The 18,189-nt window shown below is 65.0% G+C and carries 20 protein-coding genes; 11 read left to right on the top strand and 9 right to left on the bottom strand.

Features of this window, described 5'->3' with window-relative positions; translation table 11 throughout:
• Positions 1–523: 523 nt before the first annotated feature.
• From D3F03_RS10255 to D3F03_RS10235, 5 genes are all read left to right on the top strand, one after another.
• The gene (locus tag D3F03_RS10255) at positions 524–1,177 is read left to right on the top strand and encodes a BON domain-containing protein (protein WP_119109252.1); all 654 of its coding nucleotides are present in this window, start codon (positions 524–526) and stop codon (positions 1,175–1,177) included.
• A gap of 47 nt (positions 1,178–1,224) precedes the next feature.
• Positions 1,225–1,686: a CBS domain-containing protein gene (locus D3F03_RS10250; protein WP_119109251.1), complete on the top strand. Its 462-nt coding sequence runs from the start codon at positions 1,225–1,227 to the stop codon at positions 1,684–1,686.
• A gap of 148 nt (positions 1,687–1,834) precedes the next feature.
• The gene (locus D3F03_RS10245; protein ID WP_119109250.1) at positions 1,835–2,263 is read left to right on the top strand and encodes an Hsp20/alpha crystallin family protein; all 429 of its coding nucleotides are present in this window, start codon (positions 1,835–1,837) and stop codon (positions 2,261–2,263) included.
• 4 nt (positions 2,264–2,267) lie between these two features.
• Positions 2,268–2,747, top strand: coding sequence for an Hsp20/alpha crystallin family protein (locus D3F03_RS10240; protein WP_119109249.1), 480 nt, complete (start codon positions 2,268–2,270; stop codon positions 2,745–2,747).
• A 68-nt stretch (positions 2,748–2,815) separates the two neighbouring features.
• The gene (locus D3F03_RS10235; protein WP_119109248.1) at positions 2,816–3,637 is read left to right on the top strand and encodes a universal stress protein; all 822 of its coding nucleotides are present in this window, start codon (positions 2,816–2,818) and stop codon (positions 3,635–3,637) included.
• A 95-nt stretch (positions 3,638–3,732) separates the two neighbouring features.
• Here the strand turns inward: D3F03_RS10235 and D3F03_RS10230 are convergent, their stop codons facing one another.
• The 3 genes from D3F03_RS10230 to D3F03_RS10220 are packed head-to-tail and all read right to left on the bottom strand — an operon-like array spanning position 3,733 to position 5,874.
• Positions 3,733–4,872, bottom strand: coding sequence for a DUF8173 domain-containing protein (locus D3F03_RS10230; protein ID WP_119109247.1), 1,140 nt, complete (start codon positions 4,870–4,872; stop codon positions 3,733–3,735).
• 6 nt (positions 4,873–4,878) lie between these two features.
• Positions 4,879–5,403: a flavodoxin family protein gene (locus D3F03_RS10225; RefSeq protein WP_158606155.1), complete on the bottom strand. Its 525-nt coding sequence runs from the start codon at positions 5,401–5,403 to the stop codon at positions 4,879–4,881.
• A 45-nt stretch (positions 5,404–5,448) separates the two neighbouring features.
• Positions 5,449–5,874 (bottom strand): universal stress protein, encoded by a 426-nt coding sequence (locus tag D3F03_RS10220; protein ID WP_119109245.1) that lies wholly within the window; start codon positions 5,872–5,874, stop codon positions 5,449–5,451.
• Between the two features lie 502 nt (positions 5,875–6,376).
• Here D3F03_RS10220 and D3F03_RS17220 point away from each other — a divergent pair.
• On the top strand, positions 6,377–6,826 hold the full coding sequence (locus D3F03_RS17220) for a host attachment protein (RefSeq protein ID WP_158606154.1): 450 nt from the start codon (positions 6,377–6,379) through the stop codon (positions 6,824–6,826).
• A 118-nt stretch (positions 6,827–6,944) separates the two neighbouring features.
• Here the strand turns inward: D3F03_RS17220 and D3F03_RS10210 are convergent, their stop codons facing one another.
• The 6 genes from D3F03_RS10210 to D3F03_RS10185 all read right to left on the bottom strand — a co-directional run bounded on the left by D3F03_RS10210 (position 6,945) and on the right by D3F03_RS10185 (position 14,050).
• Positions 6,945–8,111: an ABC transporter substrate-binding protein gene (locus D3F03_RS10210; RefSeq protein WP_119109243.1), complete on the bottom strand. Its 1,167-nt coding sequence runs from the start codon at positions 8,109–8,111 to the stop codon at positions 6,945–6,947.
• Between the two features lie 68 nt (positions 8,112–8,179).
• Positions 8,180–10,036: an AMP-dependent synthetase/ligase gene (locus D3F03_RS10205; RefSeq protein WP_119109242.1), complete on the bottom strand. Its 1,857-nt coding sequence runs from the start codon at positions 10,034–10,036 to the stop codon at positions 8,180–8,182.
• Between the two features lie 245 nt (positions 10,037–10,281).
• A complete protein-coding gene (locus tag D3F03_RS10200; RefSeq protein ID WP_119109500.1) occupies positions 10,282–11,100 on the bottom strand; it encodes an ABC transporter ATP-binding protein in 819 nt (272 codons plus the stop codon).
• Positions 11,100–11,951, bottom strand: coding sequence for an ABC transporter ATP-binding protein (locus D3F03_RS10195; protein ID WP_119109241.1), 852 nt, complete (start codon positions 11,949–11,951; stop codon positions 11,100–11,102). The genes D3F03_RS10200 and D3F03_RS10195 overlap by 1 nt, the downstream gene beginning before the upstream one ends.
• The gene (locus tag D3F03_RS10190) at positions 11,948–13,024 is read right to left on the bottom strand and encodes a branched-chain amino acid ABC transporter permease (protein ID WP_119109240.1); all 1,077 of its coding nucleotides are present in this window, start codon (positions 13,022–13,024) and stop codon (positions 11,948–11,950) included. The genes D3F03_RS10195 and D3F03_RS10190 overlap by 4 nt, the downstream gene beginning before the upstream one ends.
• Before the next feature lie 150 nt (positions 13,025–13,174).
• Positions 13,175–14,050, bottom strand: a complete 876-nt coding sequence (locus D3F03_RS10185; protein ID WP_119109239.1) for a branched-chain amino acid ABC transporter permease — start codon at positions 14,048–14,050, stop codon at positions 13,175–13,177.
• Positions 14,051–14,171: 121 nt separating this feature from the next.
• Between D3F03_RS10185 and D3F03_RS10180 the strand changes: the two genes are divergently transcribed.
• From D3F03_RS10180 to D3F03_RS10160, 5 genes are all read left to right on the top strand, one after another.
• A complete protein-coding gene (locus D3F03_RS10180) occupies positions 14,172–14,972 on the top strand; it encodes a crotonase/enoyl-CoA hydratase family protein (protein WP_119109238.1) in 801 nt (266 codons plus the stop codon).
• Between the two features lie 99 nt (positions 14,973–15,071).
• Complete coding sequence (locus D3F03_RS10175) at positions 15,072–15,557, top strand: thioesterase family protein (RefSeq protein ID WP_119109237.1); 486 nt, start codon at positions 15,072–15,074, stop codon at positions 15,555–15,557.
• 142 nt (positions 15,558–15,699) lie between these two features.
• Positions 15,700–16,212 (top strand): bactofilin family protein, encoded by a 513-nt coding sequence (locus D3F03_RS10170; RefSeq protein ID WP_119109236.1) that lies wholly within the window; start codon positions 15,700–15,702, stop codon positions 16,210–16,212.
• Between the two features lie 124 nt (positions 16,213–16,336).
• Positions 16,337–17,011, top strand: coding sequence for a TetR/AcrR family transcriptional regulator (locus D3F03_RS10165; protein ID WP_119109235.1), 675 nt, complete (start codon positions 16,337–16,339; stop codon positions 17,009–17,011).
• Entirely contained in the window at positions 17,008–18,183 is a 1,176-nt protein-coding gene (locus D3F03_RS10160; protein WP_119109234.1) for an acyl-CoA dehydrogenase family protein, read from the top strand. The genes D3F03_RS10165 and D3F03_RS10160 overlap by 4 nt, the downstream gene beginning before the upstream one ends.
• Positions 18,184–18,189: the final 6 nt, after the last annotated feature.

Genomic DNA, 18,189 nt, shown 5'->3' with positions numbered 1-18,189 from the left:
CGAAGCAGCAGTGGGCACAGGACCGCCATGCGGGCAGGCGTCTTGAGCAGGGCTTGCAGGGCTCGGCCCGGAGGGCGAACACCGCATCGCCGAACATCGGTCCCGCTTCCTGGCATCGCGGACAGCGGGATCGATTGATTCCGCTCAACGGGGCCCGCCGCGAAGCCCTTCCGGGGTGGCCCCTTGCTCGCCGTGCGAGGATTTCCCGCAGTACGGAAATCCGCAGTGTTTCTCCATCGTTTGCATGATCTGAGGCCGCGTTGAGCATGCTCAACGGGCCAGCCACCGGCGCCGCCGATACTGCAATTGCCGATGCCTCTACGGGTCAAACCGAAATGCAAAGGCCAAGTGAGGATTTCCCTCAGGGGAATGTTCGTGGAGTGTCAATCACCCCATGAAGGGATGAAGGCAACCTCAGACCGGTTGAGCCCGAGAGGGTCTTGCCGGGGACCTTCACCTTGGCCTGCCCTCCGAAAGGACGGCAGGCCATCTTTTTTCACACCTCTCAACAGAAAGGTTGAACATGAAATCCGATATACAGATCAAGAAGGACGTGGAGGACGAACTCGACTGGGACCCTTCGATCAATGCCGCCGAGGTGGGTGTGGCGGTCAAGGACGGAGTGGTCACGTTGTCCGGCCAATTGGATAGCTTCATCGAGAAGTACGAGGTGGAGAAGGTGGTGCAGAGGGTGGCTGGCGTGCGCGCCGTGGCGATCGAGATCGATGTGAAGCTGAACGGCGGCAGCAAGCGCAGCGACACGGAGATCGCCCATGCGGTGGAGACCGCACTCGCCTGGCACAGTTCCGTACCGGCCGAACGCATCAAGGCCAAGGTCGAGAAGGGCTGGGTCACACTCAGCGGGGAGGTCGACTGGGAATACCAGCGGGCCACCGCAGCCAATCTGGTGCGACCCTTGCTCGGGGTCGTGGGCGTCAGCAACGCCATTGTGCTCAAACCCCGAACCACACCGGGCAACATTGAAAAACGCATCCGGGACGCGCTGACCCGCCGGGCCGAGCGCGAGGCCAAGGGCATTGAGGTAAGCATCAACGGTTCGACGGCCGTACTGCGCGGCTCGGTGCACACCTGGGCCGAGCGCGAGGCTGCCCAGGGCGCGGCCTGGTCGGCGCCCGGCGTCACCCGGGTGGACAACGAGTTGCGCGTCAACTCCTGAGGTCCGATCCGCGCGGCCTTGATCAAGCAACTTGGCTGGAGAGCGACATGCATGAAAAGATGCTGGCAAGAGATATCTGCAACCGTATCGTGGTGGTCGCCGAACGCGGTCTGTCGTTGGTGAAGGCGGCGCAACTCATGCGCAAGCGGCATGTCGGCTCTCTGGTCGTTGTTGACGAAACCGGAGCAGGGCCGCTGGTGGTGGGCCTGCTCACAGATCGCGACATCGTGGTGGCGGTAGTGGCCAACGAACTCAACCCGGCCCAGCTCACGGTGGGTGATGTGATGGGCCATGAATTGATCAGCGCACTGGAAGACGACTCGATCAAGGACCTGCTCGCGACCATGCGGCGCAAGGGCATCCGCCGGTTGCCGGTGGTCAAGCCGCAAGGGGTTCTGGTCGGGCTGGTGACGATGGACGACGTGCTCTCCCTGATGTCCGAGCAGATGCGCGAGATGGCCGCGGTGATCGAGACGGAATCCCTGCGCGAGCAGCGTGAGCGCACTTGATGGCATCGCCAGAGAGTGCTTCCGCATTGCGTTCACTCAATGGCGCCAGGACCTTGCCGTTTCAACATCTTTCCTGCATTGGCACATTCCTCGTGATGTCGTGGACCTGTCAGGCAATCCATCTCCACCGTTCAACAGGAGCATTACCATGAACGAGCTTCTCCCTCTGGATCCTTTTGCCATTGACCCCTTCGACGATGCATTGCGCTCCTTCATGCGCCCATGGCGCGTCGAGATGCCGGAAGCAGCGCCGCGCATCAAACTGGACCTCTCCGAGCAGGACGGCAGCTACGCCGTCAAGGCCGAGATTCCCGGCGTGAAGAAAGACGATATCGACGTACGCATCGACGGCAGCATGGTCACCATCAGCGCCGAAATCAAGTCCGAGAAAGAGGAAAAAGGCAACGGTGGCCGCATGCTGCGCCGCGAACGCCAGGAGGGCTACGCCAGCCGCAGCTTCAGCTTGGCTTGTCCGGTGGACGAAAGCAAGGTCGAGGCCAGCTACAAGGATGGCATCCTGACCCTGACCTTGCCGAAGAAGGCGGATAGCTCCAGCAAGCGAATCGCGATCGCGTGATGCCATGAGCACGCTGACCAAACCTTGGCAGCAGGGCGCGCAACAGGCCTGGGCTTCGCTGGCGCACGGCTGGAGAGACCTGCGCAGGCGTGCCGGCGGGGCGCTCACGCGCTTTCGGCGCAGCGACCTGTCCGGCCGCGATGCCCGTGCAAGTTGGGGGCTGGTGGCCGCCGACCTGCGCGTGGAGGATGACCGCATCATCGTGCGCATGGAGCTGCCCGGCATGAACCGGGAAGATCTGCAGATCGACATCGACGGCGACCGACTCAGCGTGTCGGGTGAAAAGCACCTTGAGCAAGAGAGCGGCGATGGCAGCTACCGCCTGGTTCAGTGCGCCTACGGCAGCTTCCGGCGCAACCTGGTCCTGCCGCATGCGGTCGATGCAGAGCGCACCCAGGCACACTACCGCAGCGGCGTGTTGCGCATCGACATGCCGCGCGCAGACCGCGAGCGCGGTCGGCGCATTCCCGTCCATGCGGCATAGGCGCGTTTCAATCGGTGCAAGCGCAGGTACCAATGTGGGTACCGCCACTTTAGAGGGAGTGAACGCGTATGCAAACACCCAGAACCATCCTGCTGCACCTCGACAGTTCCGCCCGCACGCCAGAGCGCATCAAGCTGGCGCGCCAGTTAGCGGACGATTTCGAGGCCGAGGTCATCGGTCAGCCCTGCCTGTTGACGGCCCTGGTGAGCTACCCATTCGCCATCGAGGGTGCGGCAGCAACCATCGCCCTGATGGAGGATCTGGACCAGGAAGCCATCGAGAAAATGCGCAGCACCTTCCGGCAACTCGTGGGCGAGAGTGAGCGGCTGCGCTGGGCCGAGCCGCTGGCCGATGGGCCGTGGGGCTTTGCGCGCCGGGCGCTTTATACCGATCTGATGATCCTGGGCCAGCGCGATGCGGACGACCCCGCGGCCGTGCAATTGCCGGCGGACTTTGTCTCCAGCGTGCTGCTCGAGAGCGGCCGTCCCGCCCTTGTTCTGCCCTACGCCGGCGCGATCGGTCCCGTCGGGCGCAACGTGCTGGTGGCCTGGAAGGAGACCCGGGAGGCCGCCCGGGCGCTGTCGGCCGCCCTGCCCTGGCTGCAGCGCGCACGGCATGTGCACGGGGTGTGTTTCGGTAGAGCCACGGATGCGCCGCTGCGCTCGCTCCAGGGCTATCTGCGCGTGCATGGCGTGGACATCACGGTGCATGCGGGAGGTCCTGAGGGCAACGATGTGGGCAGCCACCTGCTGTCGATGGCTGCGGATGTGGGGGCGGATTTGCTTGTGATGGGCTGCTACGGGCACCGCCGAGCGCGCGAATGGGTGCTGGGGGGCGCCTCGCATACCGTGTTGGCCTCGATGACGCTGCCGGTGTTGCTGTCGCATTGAGCGTGCTTGGGAAACTGGGTGCCCCGGTCGCACAAGGAACTCCATTTTGCCGGTGCCCAGGAACACCCCTGCGCGGTGCAGATGGGAACTGCGGCTCAAGGCGTGTCCCTGGGGCGGCTGGCCAGTCGGCGGCGCCACTCCAGCACGCAGGCGCCCAGGCCGACGGCCATGGTGGCGGTCGCCAGCAGGGGTCCAACGATGGGAATCATCCCGGCCATGAGCAAGGCGATCACGGCCACGGCCATCCAGCCGTAGGACACAGCCGGCCCGGTGACTTGGCCTCGCCGGGTGCGCGCTGCCAGCCAACGCGCCGCAAACAACGCACCAATCAACCAGCCGAGCAGCAACAGCGGCGGGTACAAGGCCATGACCACCAGGCCCAGCGGGATGCCCAGCAGCGTGAAGAGGAGCAGCAGGGCCAGCATCGGCAGGGCGACCAGCAACCCCGCGCCAACGCCCAAGGCGAGCCAGGGTCGGGTCTCGATCTGGTGCGCCGCCTGATCGGCAAAGTGGGAAAAGACGAACAGCACGAGACCGGCCAAGGTCAGCACACCGAGCAGGCCCATGGACAGCGGCACCAGCAACCACCACCCACCCATGGCGGGCCACCGCCCTTCGTGCATGGGGTGCCTGCCGTTCCATCGCTGGCGTTCGCCAAACAGCCAGTCGACACGTTCCACAGGGCCTGAAACCACCGCGGCCGGATCTTGCGTGGGGGCGGATGCGGTATGGCGCAAGCTGCCCCCGACGTGGGCCTCTGGCCCGAGTTCGAGTTCCTCGACGGCGGCCTGCACGTTGCCGCCTACCGGTCCGTTGAGCACCAGCCGCCGGGCGCGCACGTTCAGCGAACCCTCCACCCGGCCGTCCACCCGCACATCGCCACCCGCGAGCTCGGCGCCACCCGCCACTCGCGCGGCCTTGGTCAGCCTGAGGTTGCCGGCTGCGGCCAGCACGTCGCCACCGATGGAGCTTTCGACGACCACATCGCCTCCGGCGGCGCGCAGGTCGTCGCCCACTGGAGCGTGCACATCGACCGTGCCACCCAGGAGCAGGGCGTCGCCAGCCACGGGGAGGCTCACCAGTACATGCCCGCCCATCGCGGCGAAGTCGCCCTCGACCACCGCTTCAGAGCGCACCGATGGACCCATCATCTGCACGTTCTGCTTGACCGCCGCTGGCTGGCAGAACGCGGCGGATGCCGACAGGCCGAGAAAAACCAGTACAGCGGCTTTCATGGTGCTTCAGGCGTGCGCCTGACCATACGTGGAGGCAGTGAAACTGGGGATTGAGCGCGCCCGCTTGAGTTCGAGCAGGAATTGGTGGAATGCCGGGTTGTGCTGGCATTTCGCCACCGCGCGTTCGGCCAGGGCCAGCCGCGCCAATGCAGGGCGGCCACACAAACGCTCCAGGTCGTCCAGTGCCTTGTCGTATCCGGAACCGCCGCAAGTGCAAAACACCGCCACATTGTCCAGTTCGCTGTGGTGGCGCTCCACCCAGGTGCGCATCGGACTGGCCACGCCCCAGAACCATACGGGCATACCCAGGATCACGAGGTCGTAGTCGCTCGGGCGGTGGTGTCCGGGTTCGATCGGCGGGCGCCAACCGAGAAGTGCTTCGACTGCGCTGCGCAGGTAGCCAGACATGCCCCCCCGGCTCTGTCGGTCCTCGATGCGCTCGATGTCGGCGTGGCAGGAGGCCGCAATATGCCTGGCCACGTGGTCGGTGTGGCCCGTTCGGGAGTAGTGGACAACCAGGATGCGGTTCACGGCGGGGTTCCTTTCACAGACATCTTTCGCGGACATGTCGCCACCTCACTTCACCAACAACACGGGCACATGCGAACGGTGCACCACGCCCAGGGCCACCGAGCCGAGGAAGAGGCTGCCCGCCGCTCCCAGGCCGCGCGTGCCCATGGCGATCTGATCGGCACTGGTCTCACGCGCCAGCCCCACGATCTCCTCGGCCACCGATCCACTCGTGCCGTGCTTGCCACCCACTATCAGGCCCAGGCCTCGTGCCCGCTGCGCCGCCTCTTCCAGAATCCGCTCCTGCCGTTCACGCCGGGCCCTCTCGACCTCCTCCTGCGCCAGGGCCGGGAGTTCGCCGTAGTACACCGGGTTGCTCACGTTCACGAGCGCCACCTCCAGGCCACCCGGTCCGCGCGGCAGCCACGCCACGGCCTCGATAGCGTGGTTGGCGTGCTCGGAGCCGTCGACTGCAATCAGGACCTTGAACATGGTGATCCTCCTTGTCCCCAGGATGGGATGTGCCAACTGCCGTCAGGCTGGCGGTAGGTGGCGCTTCACGTCTGCGCCACGCTTGTACAGATGACCGCCGCAGTGCGGTCTCCAGGGCCGGATTGCGAAACCACTTTCCCGCCAGATGCTGTGTGCAGCAGAGGCCTTCAGTCTGTGCGGTGCCGCAGGCGGTGGCCTTGAGCGTACTCAATGGCCGCGCAGGTGCGATGCCCCGCTCTCTGCTGTACCGCCCCGGCCTGGGCCGATAGCCCACCCGCGTCGGCCACGTCGCCCTCGTGCGCCAGCCCGCCTCTCTGCAGGACGCTGGTGGTCCGCCTTCGGCGTCGGCACGAATGGGAATCCGCGCCCCATCGTGCACGGGGTTCTGTGGCGAAGGCGCCCGCCTGTTGCGCTCCCCGCCTGCATCCGTGTTGATCGCACTCAGTGGCGTGTGCCCTCGCTGGTCCTAGATTGGGAGCCCTCGATTCGGAAAGGAACGGCTATGAGTAAGCAGTGGATTCTGGTTGCCAACGGGGCCCTGGCCCGATTCTTCAGCCGTGCCGGCGCGGGCGATCCGCTGGTGGCGCTGGAGACCATCGACTTTCCCCAAGGTCGTCTCAAGGATGGTGAACTTGAACGGGACCGCCAGGGCCATGAGAGCAGCGACAACAGCACAGCTGCCGCGCACTTCGAGCCGCACACCAGCACGCGCCAGAAGGTGATGCACCAGTTCGCCTGTGAACTGGCGGCACGGCTCGAGGAGGGCCTGGCACAGGGGGAATACGAGGCCTTGTGGCTCACGGCATCCAGCCCCTTCCTGGGAGCCCTCAAGGCCGTTCTGAGCCATGCCGTGGCCGCCCGGCTGCAGTGGGTGCACGATGCGGATTTCACCAGCCTGGACGCAAGTGCCCTCGAAAGCCGTCTGCGCGAACTGTGCCGGCCCGCACGCTGAGACTACCGGGGCGCGGTTCGCCGCGAGCGCTTCACAAGCGCGAGGCGGCTCGCGCCCCCGCGCATGGCGGCAAAAAAAGAGCCGCCTACTGGGCGGCTCAGGCGACCGGCGCGCAGGCTCAGGGCTGCACGTAGTCGGACACGACCTTCCACTTGCCATCCTGGATTTGCGACAGGCGCGAGAGGTTGCTGCCCAGGCGCTTCTTGGGGCCGAAGGTGGCCTCGGCGCTGCCGAAAATGTCCGGCGGGATCACCATCGTGTCCATGGCCTTGATGAAGCTGTCGGTGGTCAGGTTCTTGCCCGCCTTCTGCGCTGCGCGGATGAACGAGTCGATGATGTCGTAGCCATAGACCGAGAACACGGTCGGGTCCTCGTTGAACTTGGTCTTGTACTTGTTGGCCCAGAAGCGGATCGGCTGCGAGGCCTCATCCAGGTAGGGGTTCTGCACCGTCATGGTGGCGTAGAGCCCGTCCATGGCTTTGCCGCCCAGCTTGTGGATCAGGTCGGTATAGGCCGCGCTGGAACCGAGGAAGGTCGGGTTGAAGCCCGTCTTGCGCGCTTCGCCAATGGTGCCGATGGTCTCGCGGATGATGGTGCCAAGCACGACGAAGTCGCAACCCGCAGCCTTCATCTTGGCCACCTGCGAGGAAAAATCGGTGGCACCGCGCTTGAATGACGTTTTCTCGGTGTAGTCCGTGCCCATGGCCTTGAGAGCAGCTTCACCACCGCGCTCGACTTCCAGGCCGAACTCGTCGTCCTGGTAAATGGTGCAGACCTTCTTGGCGTTCTTTTCCTTCACCAGCTTGGGCAGGGCCAGGCGGATCTGGTCGTAATAGGTCGCGGCAAACGAGTACTTGAGCCTATTGAAGGGCTCGTACATTTCACGCGCGGCGGTCACCGGGAAGAAGTTGATGACGTTCTTGGTGAACTGCACCGGCATGGCGGCCATGTTCTGCGCCGTGCCGATGTGGCCGACCATCATGAAAATTTTGTCCTGGTTCACGAGCTTTTGTGCAGCCAGCACGGCGCGCTTGGGGTCGTAGCCCGAATCTTCCACCTTCAGTTCGAGCTTGCGGCCATCGACACCGCCCTGCTCGTTGGCCTCGTCCACGCGCAGCATCATGCCCAGGCGCACCTGCTTGCCAAAACCGGCCAGCGGGCCGGACAAATCCTGAATCGTGCCCAGCGTGATGGTGTCCTTGGTGACACCCTGCTGCGCCTGCGCCAAGGCGGCGCCCGTGGTGCCCAGCGCGAACGCCAGGGCTGCGAGGTGGTGAAGTTTCATGGCTTTGTCTCCTTGAGTGATCAGTTATAGGGCGGGGCAGCGCTCAGGACACGGGCAATTTCCCTAGGCTACCGATACATCGCCTCAATGTGGGGTGCGTACTTCTGTTCCACCAGCTTGCGCTTGAGCTTCATGGTGGGCGTGAGCTCTTCGTCCTCGGCGGTTAGTTGGGTGTCGAGCAAGAAGAACTTCTTGAGCTGCTCGACCCGCGCGAACTTGGCGTTCACGCGGTCGAGCTCGCCTTGAATCAGCGCCTGCACCTCGGCCGTGCGCGTCAGGCTGGCGTAGTTGGAGAAGGGCACGTCATGGTCCTGCGCGTACTTCTCGACGTTTTCCTGGTCGATCATGACGATGACCGTGAGGTAGGGCCGCTTGTCGCCGATTACCACTGCGTCGGTGATGTAGGGGCTGAACTTGAGCTCGTTCTCCAACTCGCTTGGCGTCACGTTCTTGCCGCCGGCGGTGATGATGATGTCCTTCATGCGGTCGGTAATGCGCAGGTAGCCATCGGCATCCATGCTGCCCACGTCGCCGGTGTGCAGCCAGCCTTCGGCGTCGATGGTTTCGGCGGTTTTTTCTGGTTGGTTCAGGTAGCCCTTGAACACGTTGGGGCCGCGCACCAGGATTTCGCCCGTGCCCTCGGCAATACGCACTTCGTTGAACTGCGCCGCCGGGCCGATGGAGCCGGGCTTCATGCGGCTTGCCGGTACACCGGTGGCAGCACCGCAGGTTTCCGTCATGCCCCAGACTTCCAGCATGGGCACGCCCAGCGCCAGGTACCACTTCACCAGCTCTGGCGAAATCGGCGCCGCGCCCGTGACGAGAAAGCGCGCCTTGTGGATGCCGATGAGCTTGCGCACGTTGTCCAGCACCAGCCAGCGCGCCAGATAGAAGCGCAATTTCAGACTGGTGCCGACGGCTTCACCCGCCAAAACCCGATCGGCAATGCGCGTGCCCACGCCAATCGCCCAGGCGTAGGCGAGTTGCTGCAGCCGGGTCGATTCTTTCAGCGAAATCATCACGCCCGAATAGAACTTCTCCCACACACGCGGCACGGCGGTGAACACCGTGGGAGAAATTTCGCGCACGTTCTCGGGCACGGTGTCGGGGTTCTCGACGAAGTTGAGTTTCGATCCGGTGTAGAGCGAAAAGTATTCACCGCCCATGCGCTCGGCGATGTGGCACAGCGGCAGGAAGCACATGGCTTCGTCGGCTTCGCTGCGCGCAATCAAGGTGTTGTAGCCGCGCAAGGTGTAGGTGATGGCGCCGTGCGTGTGCATGGCGCCCTTGGGCTTGCCGGTGGTGCCCGAGGTGTAGACGAGGATGGCGAGGTCCTGCGGTTGGCAGGCCTGGGAGCGGCGTTCGAGCTCGCCTGCGTGCTGCGCCAGGTACTCGCGCCCCAGGGCGCGCAGCGCGGGCAGGCCCATCACGCCTTCGTCGTCCAGGGCGCGCAGGCCTTCCATGTCGAAGACCACGATCTTGCGTAGCAAGGGTAGCCGGGCGCGCACTTCCAGCGCCTTGTCGAGCTGCTCGTCGTCCTCGACAAACAGCACGCGGGTGGACGAGTCTTCGCACAGGTACTGCACCTGCACGGCGGCATCGGTCGGGTAGATGCCGTTGGAGACGCCGCCGCAGCACAGCACGGCCAGGTCTGCCAGCACCCATTCGATGGTGGTGTTCGACAGGATGGAGGTGCACTCGCCCGGCGCCAGGCCAAGCGCCATCAGCCCGCCAGCGATCTCGCGCACTGCGTCGGCGGTCTGGTTCCAGGCCCAGCTTTTCCAGATGCCGAGCTCCTTCTGGCGCAGCCACACCTTTGGCCCGCGCGCCGCCACCGCGTTCCAGAACATCGCGGGGATGGTGTCGCCCGCCAGCACGTCGGCGCCAGCAGGCTGGATGTGAGAGAGGTCCCAGAGATTCGACATATCAGTGATCCATGGCGTCGTGTGCCGTCGACCGCTTTTGAAACTGGCACGCTCTAGGCCAGCGCCCCCGCGCAAGGGCCGCACCGCCGCGCTGGGGGCGTCGCTCTCCCACCTCGCGCAGCGAGTCAAGAGAGGGGCTGAGGGCCGCGGCTCCAAGCCTGCCTGCGCAGGCTTGGACGCGCCCGAAGAGCGGCCGTCTCCGGCGGACGCACGGAGGCGCGAAGCGCCTCAGGGGGGGCTTCATTTCACCTCCATGTCTTCTTTTTCTTCCAGCGCCGCTCGCCGCGCACGCCTTGGTCCTTCATGCCGAGGTAGAACTCTTTGATATCGTCTTTCTCGCGCAGCACGTCGCAACCGCCTTCCATGACGATGCGGCCGTTCTCCAGCACGTAGCCGAAGTCGGCGGCGTTGAGGGCCATGTTGGCGTTCTGTTCGACCAGCAAAATGGTGGTGCCGCGTTCGCGGTTGATGCGCACCACGATCTCGAAGATTTCCTTCGTTAAACGCGGCGAGAGCCCCAGACTGGGTTCGTCGAGCAGGATCAGCTTGGGCGCGGCCATCAGCGCACGCGAGATCGCCAGCATCTGCTGCTGGCCGCCAGAGAGCAGGCCTGCCTCCTGCGCAGCGCGCTCGCGCAGGATGGGGAAGTAGCCATAGACCACCTCCAGGTCGCGCGCCACGGCGTCGCCGTCGCTGCGGGTGTAGGCACCCATCATCAGGTTGTCGCGCACGGAGAGCAGGGCAAACACTTCCCGCCCTTCGGGTACGTGCACCATGCCGCGCCGCACGATGGCGGCCGGGTCGTGTGCGGTGATGTCCGCGCCCTCGAATTCCACGCTGCCCCGGCGCGGGTCCAGGATGCCGGAGATGGTTTTGAGAATGGTGGTCTTGCCCGCGCCGTTGCTGCCCAGCACAGCGGCAATCTCGCCTGGCTGCACCTTCAGGCTCACGCCCCGAATCGCTTTGATCGGGCCGTAGGCGCTCTCGACGTTTTGCAGGCGCAACAGGGGTTGTGCCACCTTGCCGTGGGCGGGAGCCATGGTGGTTTCGGCGGCGCCGCTCATCATGTGGCGCTCCTGGCGGGAGCGCTGCCGGCTGGGCGGCGCAGGCTGGCGACTTCGTCGATGCTGCCCAGGTAGGCCTCGATCACGCCGGGGTGGGCCTGCACTTCCTGCGGCGTGCCCAGCGCGACGACCTCGCCCTGGTTCATGGCCAGCACGCGGTCGGATACCTTGGACACGAGCGACATGTCGTGTTCGACCATCAGCACGGAAATACCCAGGTCCTGCTGGATGTCCTGGATCCAGAATGCCATGTCTTCGGTCTCCTCGACGTTCAGGCCCGACGAGGGCTCATCCAGCAGCAAAAGCCGCGGCTCGGTGCACAGCGCGCGGGCCAGCTCCACCACCTTGCGCACGCCGTAGGGCAGGCCGGCCACCAGCGTGTCGCGGTAGTGTTGCAGGTCCAGGAACTCGATGATTTCCTCGGCCTTCGTGCGCGCACGCACTTCGGCGGCGCGCACGCGGCTGGTGAACAGCATGTCGGCCCAGAGCCCGGTTTCGCGCCGGATGTGCCGGCCGATCAACAGGTTGTGCAGCACGCTGGCGTGTTCGAACAACTCGATGTTCTGGAAGGTGCGTGCAATGCCCAGGCCTGCCACCTGGTGCGGCGCCTGCTGCGTCAGATCGACGTGCCTGTCTGGCCCTGACCATGCAATGGTGCCGGTGGTGGGGGTGTAGATGCGGCTGATCAGATTGAACACCGTCGTCTTGCCAGCGCCGTTGGGTCCGATGAGCGTGAACACCTCGCCCCGGCGCACGTCAAAACTGACGTCGTTGACGGCAAGCACACCGCCAAAGCGCACGCTGAGGTTGCGGGCCGCGAGCAGGACATCAGAGTTGGCGGGCCTGCTCATCTCAACCTATCCGATTTCTGGAATGTTTTCTGTCGCTTGAACATACCCTGGCGGTAGAACGGAAACATCTGCAGCCAGGTGCGCACCTTGAGCCAGCGGCCGTACAGCCCCATGGGCTCGAACAGCACGAAGGCAATCAGCACCACGCCATAAACCAGGCCTTGCAGGCCGGGCGACTGGCCGACCGAATCGGGCAGCCAGTCTTTGCCGAGCGAGATGAGCTGTGGCATGGAAATCAGGAACAGCGCTCCCAGGAAGGCGCCGTGCACCGAGCCCAGCCCGCCGATGACGATCATCAGCAGCAGGTCAATTGATTGCAGGATGCTGAACTGGTCCGGCGAGATGAACTGCAGCTTGTGCGCGTACAGCGCGCCGCCAATGCCGGCGAATGCTGCCGAGAGCGCGAACGACAGCGTCTTGTAGTACGCGAGGTGAATGCCCATGCTCTGCGCGGAAATCTCCGAATCCCGGATGGCGACAAAGGCCCTCCCGGTGGGCGAGCGCAGCAGGTTCAGGATCACCAGCGTGCACGCCGCCGTGATCGCCAGGCACAGCAAGTAGAACGACGTCGCGGTGTCCAGCGCGTAGCCCAGCACCTCGGGCGTGCCCACCGGCATACCAGAATTGCCGCCCGTCACACTCTCCCAGCGCGCAAACCCTTCTTCGACAATGAAGCCAAAGGCCAATGTGGCCATACCCAGGTAAATGCCTTTGACACGCATCGCCGGCAGGCCGACAACGATGCCAACGGCCGCCGAAATGCCCGCAGCGCAGCCCAGCGACAGGAAAAATGGCCAGCCCATGCCGGTCAATACCGCCTGCGTGTACGCCCCCACCCCGAGAAACGCCGCGTGCCCGAGTGAGAACAGGCCGGTGTAGCCGGCGAGCAGCATCAGCCCCAAGCCGACGATGGCATAGATCAGCACAAAGGTGAGCTGTGCCAGCCAGTATTCGGGCGTGAACAGCGGTGCCGCAACCAGCAACAGACACAGCAGGCCGTACCAGAACACCTGCCCGCCATGCTTGGCCAGCCGCAGGTCCTGCGCGTACGAGGTCTTGAAGAGAAAGCGCATATCAGCAGCGCCCCTTTTCTGCGCCGCACCGATGCCGTATGAAGCGCGCGCCACCAAATACCGGGGCTACCGCGGAACCGGCTTTGCCGGGCCGCTGGTACCGCCCCCTTGAGGGGGAGGCGCCGCAGGTGCTTCGGGGGAGTGCCATGGTCATACCTTCTTGCGCAGGCGTTCGCCAAACAGGCCGTTGGGCCGGACCATCAACATGAGCAGCACGACGATGTAAGGCGCGGTGTCCTTGAAGCCTTCAGGCAGATAAAAGCCCGAAAACGATTCCACCAGGCCAATCACCAGGCCGCCGACAATGGCGCCCGGCAAGCTGCCAAAACCACCCACCACGGCAGCCGGAAACGCCTTGAGCCCGATGAAGCCCATGTTGGCGTGCACGAAGGTGATCGGCGCCAGCAGCAGCCCCGCCACCGCCGCTACGGCAGATGCCAGCCCCCAGGCCAGGCCATTGAGCCGCTGCACCGGAATGCCCATGTAATACGCCGCCAGCTGGTTCTGTGATGAAGCCTGCATGGCCACGCCCAGCTTGCTGTAGCGAAACAGCGCAAACAGCAGCAGACACAGCACGGCGGTGGCGCCGATCACCACCAGTTGCTCGGCGCTCAGCACCAGCTCCCTCATGCGCAGCAGCATGTCCTTGTAAGGCACGGGCAGGCTGTTGGTGTTGGTGCCAATGTCGGGAATCATGGTGACCAGGCCGCGCAGCACGTAGCCGACGCCAATCGTGAGCATGACGATCGAGAACACCGGCTGGCCAAGGATGGGGCGGATGACCAGGCGTTCAAGCACCACGCCGAACAGCCCCATCGCCACGATCGTGGCCGGCACTGCCACCCAGTAGGGGAAGCCCAGGACCGTCATCAGCGCCAGGCCGCAGAAGGCGCCGAGCATCATCAGCTCGCCCTGGGCAAAGCTCACTGCCTCGGTCGCCTTGTAGATCAAGACGAAGCCCAATGCGATCAATCCGTAAATGCAGCCCTGTGAAATGCCGCTGACCGTCAATTGCAGGAACTGCACGAAGTCTCCGGTAAATTGTGCGAAGCAGACGCTTTGACTAAATAATGTGCCTGCCTGCCGCGTGTGCCACAAGCGGGGGCTAACCCGAACTGCAGGCAAGCGCAATGTCACGCATCAAACGATGACCGTCTATACCGAAAAATTTGAGCGCGTCACGCTGGTGACACTCGACCGGCCCCAGGTGCGCAACGCGGTCGACGCCGCCACGGCGCTCGCCTTGCATGCGGCGTTTGTCGCCTTCGAGCACGACGACACGGCTGATGTGGCGGTGTTTCACGGCGCGAACGGGCATTTTTGTGCCGGCTGGGATTTGCAGGCCGGCGCGGCGCTGCTCGAAGGCGGTGTGACCCCCGATGCGCTGGCCGGGCAGCTCGACTTCTTTGCGTCGGATACCGAGCCCTTGGCCCCCATGGGGCCGAGCCGTCTCGCGCTCACCAAGCCTGTGGTGGCTGCCATCAGTGGTGCCGCGGTGGCAGGCGGCATGGAGCTTGCCTTGTGGTGCGACCTGCGCGTGGTGGAAGAGGACGCGTACTTCGGCATCTTCTGTCGGCGCTTTGGCGTGCCACTGATTGACGGTGGCACGGTGCGCCTGCCGCGCCTGATTGGCCTGGCACGGGCGCTGGATCTGATTTTGACGGGCCGCAAGGTCGATGCCGAAGAAGCTCTGCGCATCGGGCTGTGCAACCGCGTCGTTCCCAAAGGTGCGGCGCGCGATGAGGCCTTGGCGCTGGCGCGGCAACTGGCTGCGTTTCCCCAGGCCACGCTGCGCGCCGACCGCGCCAGCGCCTTGGCGCAAGAGGGCTTGGGTGAGCGTGAGGCCCTGTTCCAGGAGTGGCGGGGTGGCCGTGCCTGCCTGGCCGACGCCCTGCGCGGCGCGGCACACTTTGCGCAAGGCGCCGGCAGGCATGGGAAATTTGAATGAAATAGGGCTCTAGCGCTTATCCTGTAAGCGCTAGCAGCTATGAAATTGATATTTTTATGGTGCCGGCCATCCGTGCCGGTGCCGCTTACTTGGAGTCCGATGAGCCCCGCTACCCAACCCACTGTGCCCGCCTTCGAGCCGGAATTCGTCACCGCCCTCAAGGCGATATTTGAAGAAAAAATCGTCTTCAACCAGGTGCTGGGCCTGAAGGTGACCGAGCTGCGCGCCGATGGCGCCAGCGGCCGCATTGCCATGCGCCCCGAACTCATTGGTCACTTTGCCTACAACCGCATCCACGGCGGCGCCATCAGCGCCGGGCTGGACGCCATGGGCGGCCTGGCGGTCATGGCGGCGCTGGGCGCCAAGCACATGGACGAGCCGCCCGAACAGCGCCTGCACCGTTTTTCGCGCCTGGGCACCATCGACCTGCGCATCGACTACCTGCGCCCCGGCATCGGCAGCCATTTCGACCTGCGCGCCACGGTGCTGCGCCTGGGCTCGCGTGTGGCCAGCACGCGCATGGAATTTTTGGGCCCCGATGGCAGCCTCATGGCCACCGGGGCGGGGGCGTACATCGTTTCGTGACACGTCCTTACGTGGTGTGTGCTGTGGCAACTGCTGCAAGCGCATGCAAGCGTTGAACCGTTTGCTTACGCAACTTGCGAATCCATGCGGTGCCTGGTGTGGGCGGCCTTCTACGATCCTTGCTTACCAACAAGGAGGTCCGATGGCCGTGCAAACCCCGTTCTTTGGCAAACGTGAACCCGAATCCTTCCAGCGCCATACCAGCGCTCCGGTAGCGCCAGCTCCACAAACCGCGCACAGTGCGGCGCCCGTGACCACCACGGCTGCGGCCCCTGGCGGCGCTGGCAGCAAGCTCACCGTCGGGCCGAACATCAAGCTCAAGGGCGTGGAGATCACCGATTGCGATACGCTTGTCGTTGAAGGCACGGTTGAGGCCACCATGGATTCGCGCGTTATCCAGATTTCAGAAGAAGGCGCGTTTCGTGGCTCTGCCGAGATCGATATTGCCGAGATTCGCGGCAACTTCGATGGTTCGCTGACGGTGCGCCAGAAGCTGGTCATCTTCAGCACCGGCAAGGTCAGCGGCAAGATCCGCTATGGCAAGCTGGTGATTGAAGAGGGCGGCCAGCTTTCGGGCGAAATCGAGGTCGGCACGGGCGAGCGCGCCTCTCCGCCGCGGTTGCGCCAAAACGAGGCCAGGCCAGCACTGGCCTGAGCCGGTGCAGGGTGAGGCGGCCGTGCCCGCCGCCATGCCGCGCTGGGGCGGCAGCAGAATAGTTCACGGTATTTTCACAAAGCATCTGCTTGCTTAAAAATGCCGCTCTTGCTATCTTCCCGGCATGACCAAGCCGCAAGCCAGTTCTCCCCGCACGGCTGCCACGCCGCCCGCGCCCAGCCCGCGCCGCCGGGGCCGCCCGCCCAAGTCGCAAGCCGACCCCGACGAAGGCAACCGCCGCCGCCCCTTGATCGAGGCTGCGGCGCGCTTGTTTCGCGCCAAGGGTTTCGAGGGCACCAGCACCCGCGACATTGCGGCCGCCGCCGGCATGCGCAGCGGCTCGCCGTTCTACCATTTCGATAGCAAAAATGCCTTGCTCTACGTGGTGGTGCAGGAAGGCATGGCATTCGCTGCCCAAAGCCAGAAGGACGCGCTCGCCCGGTTGCCGGAAGGCGCCAGCCCGCACGCGCAACTGCGCAGCCTGGTGCGCCAGCATTTCGAGGTGCTGCACGGGCCGCATGCTGATTTCATCCCCGTAATGCTCTACGAATGGCGCTCGCTTACCAGCACCCAGCGCCAGGACATTGCCGCCACCAAGGACGCCTACGAGGCCTGCTGGACGCCGGTGCTCGAAGCACTGCACCGCCAGGGCGCACTCAGGGCCGACCCAGCCACGGCGCGCTTGTTCATCCTCGGCGCGCTCAACTGGTCGGTGCAGTGGTTCAATGCGCGCGGCGCGCATTCGCTTGATGCGCTTACCGACCAGGCGCTGGCGCTGTTTTTGGGGGATGTTCCATGAGCGCCTCCAGCACTGCCTCATCCACCGAATTGCTGGCCGACCGCGCCGCTTTGCACGACACGGTCGAGCGCTTTGCCCGCACCGAAATCGCCCCCCACGTCACCGCGTGGGACGCTGCCGGTGAATTCCCGCGCAGCCTGTACCGCCGCGCCGGCGAGCTCGGCCTGCTCGGTTTGGGTTACCCCGAGCAGTACGGCGGAACACCCGCGCCGCAAGCGCTGCGCCTGGCCTTGTGGTCGCCGCTGTGCCGCTACGGTGCCAGTGGCGGCGTGCTTGCCAGCCTCCTCTCGCACAACATCGGCCTGCCGCCAGTGCTGGCGCTGGCGAGCGAGGCGGTACGCCGAGAAGTCGTTCCGCCCGTGTTGGCCGGCGAACAGATTGCCGCGCTCGCCGTCACCGAACCGGGTGGCGGCTCGGACGTGGCACAGCTCGCCACCACCGCACGCCGCGATGGCGGCGACTACGTGGTCAATGGCGAAAAGGTCTTCATCACCTCGGGCATGCGTGCCGACTGGATCACACTCGCCGTGCGCACGGGCGAGGCTGGCGCTAAAGGTTCGGGCGGCATTTCGCTGCTGCTGGTGCCGGGCGACAGCCCTGGTCTCGCGCGCACGCGCCTGGAAAAAATGGGCTGGTGGTGCTCGGACACGGCGCATCTGCGCTTTGACCATATGCGCGTGCCTGCCCGCTACCTGCTCGGCGAAGAGGGTGCCGGCTTTCGCGCCATCATGGCCAACTTCAACGCGGAACGCTTCGGCATTGCCGCTGCGTCGCTGGGCTTTGCCCAGGCCTGCTACGACGAGGCGCTCGCCTGGGCGCGCCAGCGCAAGACTTTTGGCAGCACGCTCGTTGGCCACCAGGCGGTGCGCCACAAGCTGGTGGACATGCAGATGCGCATCCAGTCCACGTCTGCCTGGGTCGAAGCCCTGGCCGCACGGGCGGATGCCGGCGACGTGGGGGCAGACTGGGTGGCCCAGGTCTGTGTGCTCAAGAACCACGCCACCCAGACCCTGCAGTTCTGCGCCGACCAGGCGGTGCAGATCCTCGGCGGCATGGGCTATATGCGCGGCACGGTCAGCGAGCGCATCTACCGCGAGGTGAAGGTGATGATGATTGGCGGCGGGGCGGAAGACATCATGAAGGACCTGGCAGCGCGGCAGTGGGGGTTGTGAGACTTT

This window comes from Simplicispira hankyongi (genome assembly GCF_003570885.1).
GTDB classification, from domain to species: domain Bacteria; phylum Pseudomonadota; class Gammaproteobacteria; order Burkholderiales; family Burkholderiaceae_C; genus Simplicispira; species Simplicispira hankyongi.
This window is presented reverse-complemented; position numbering and strand designations above follow the sequence as displayed.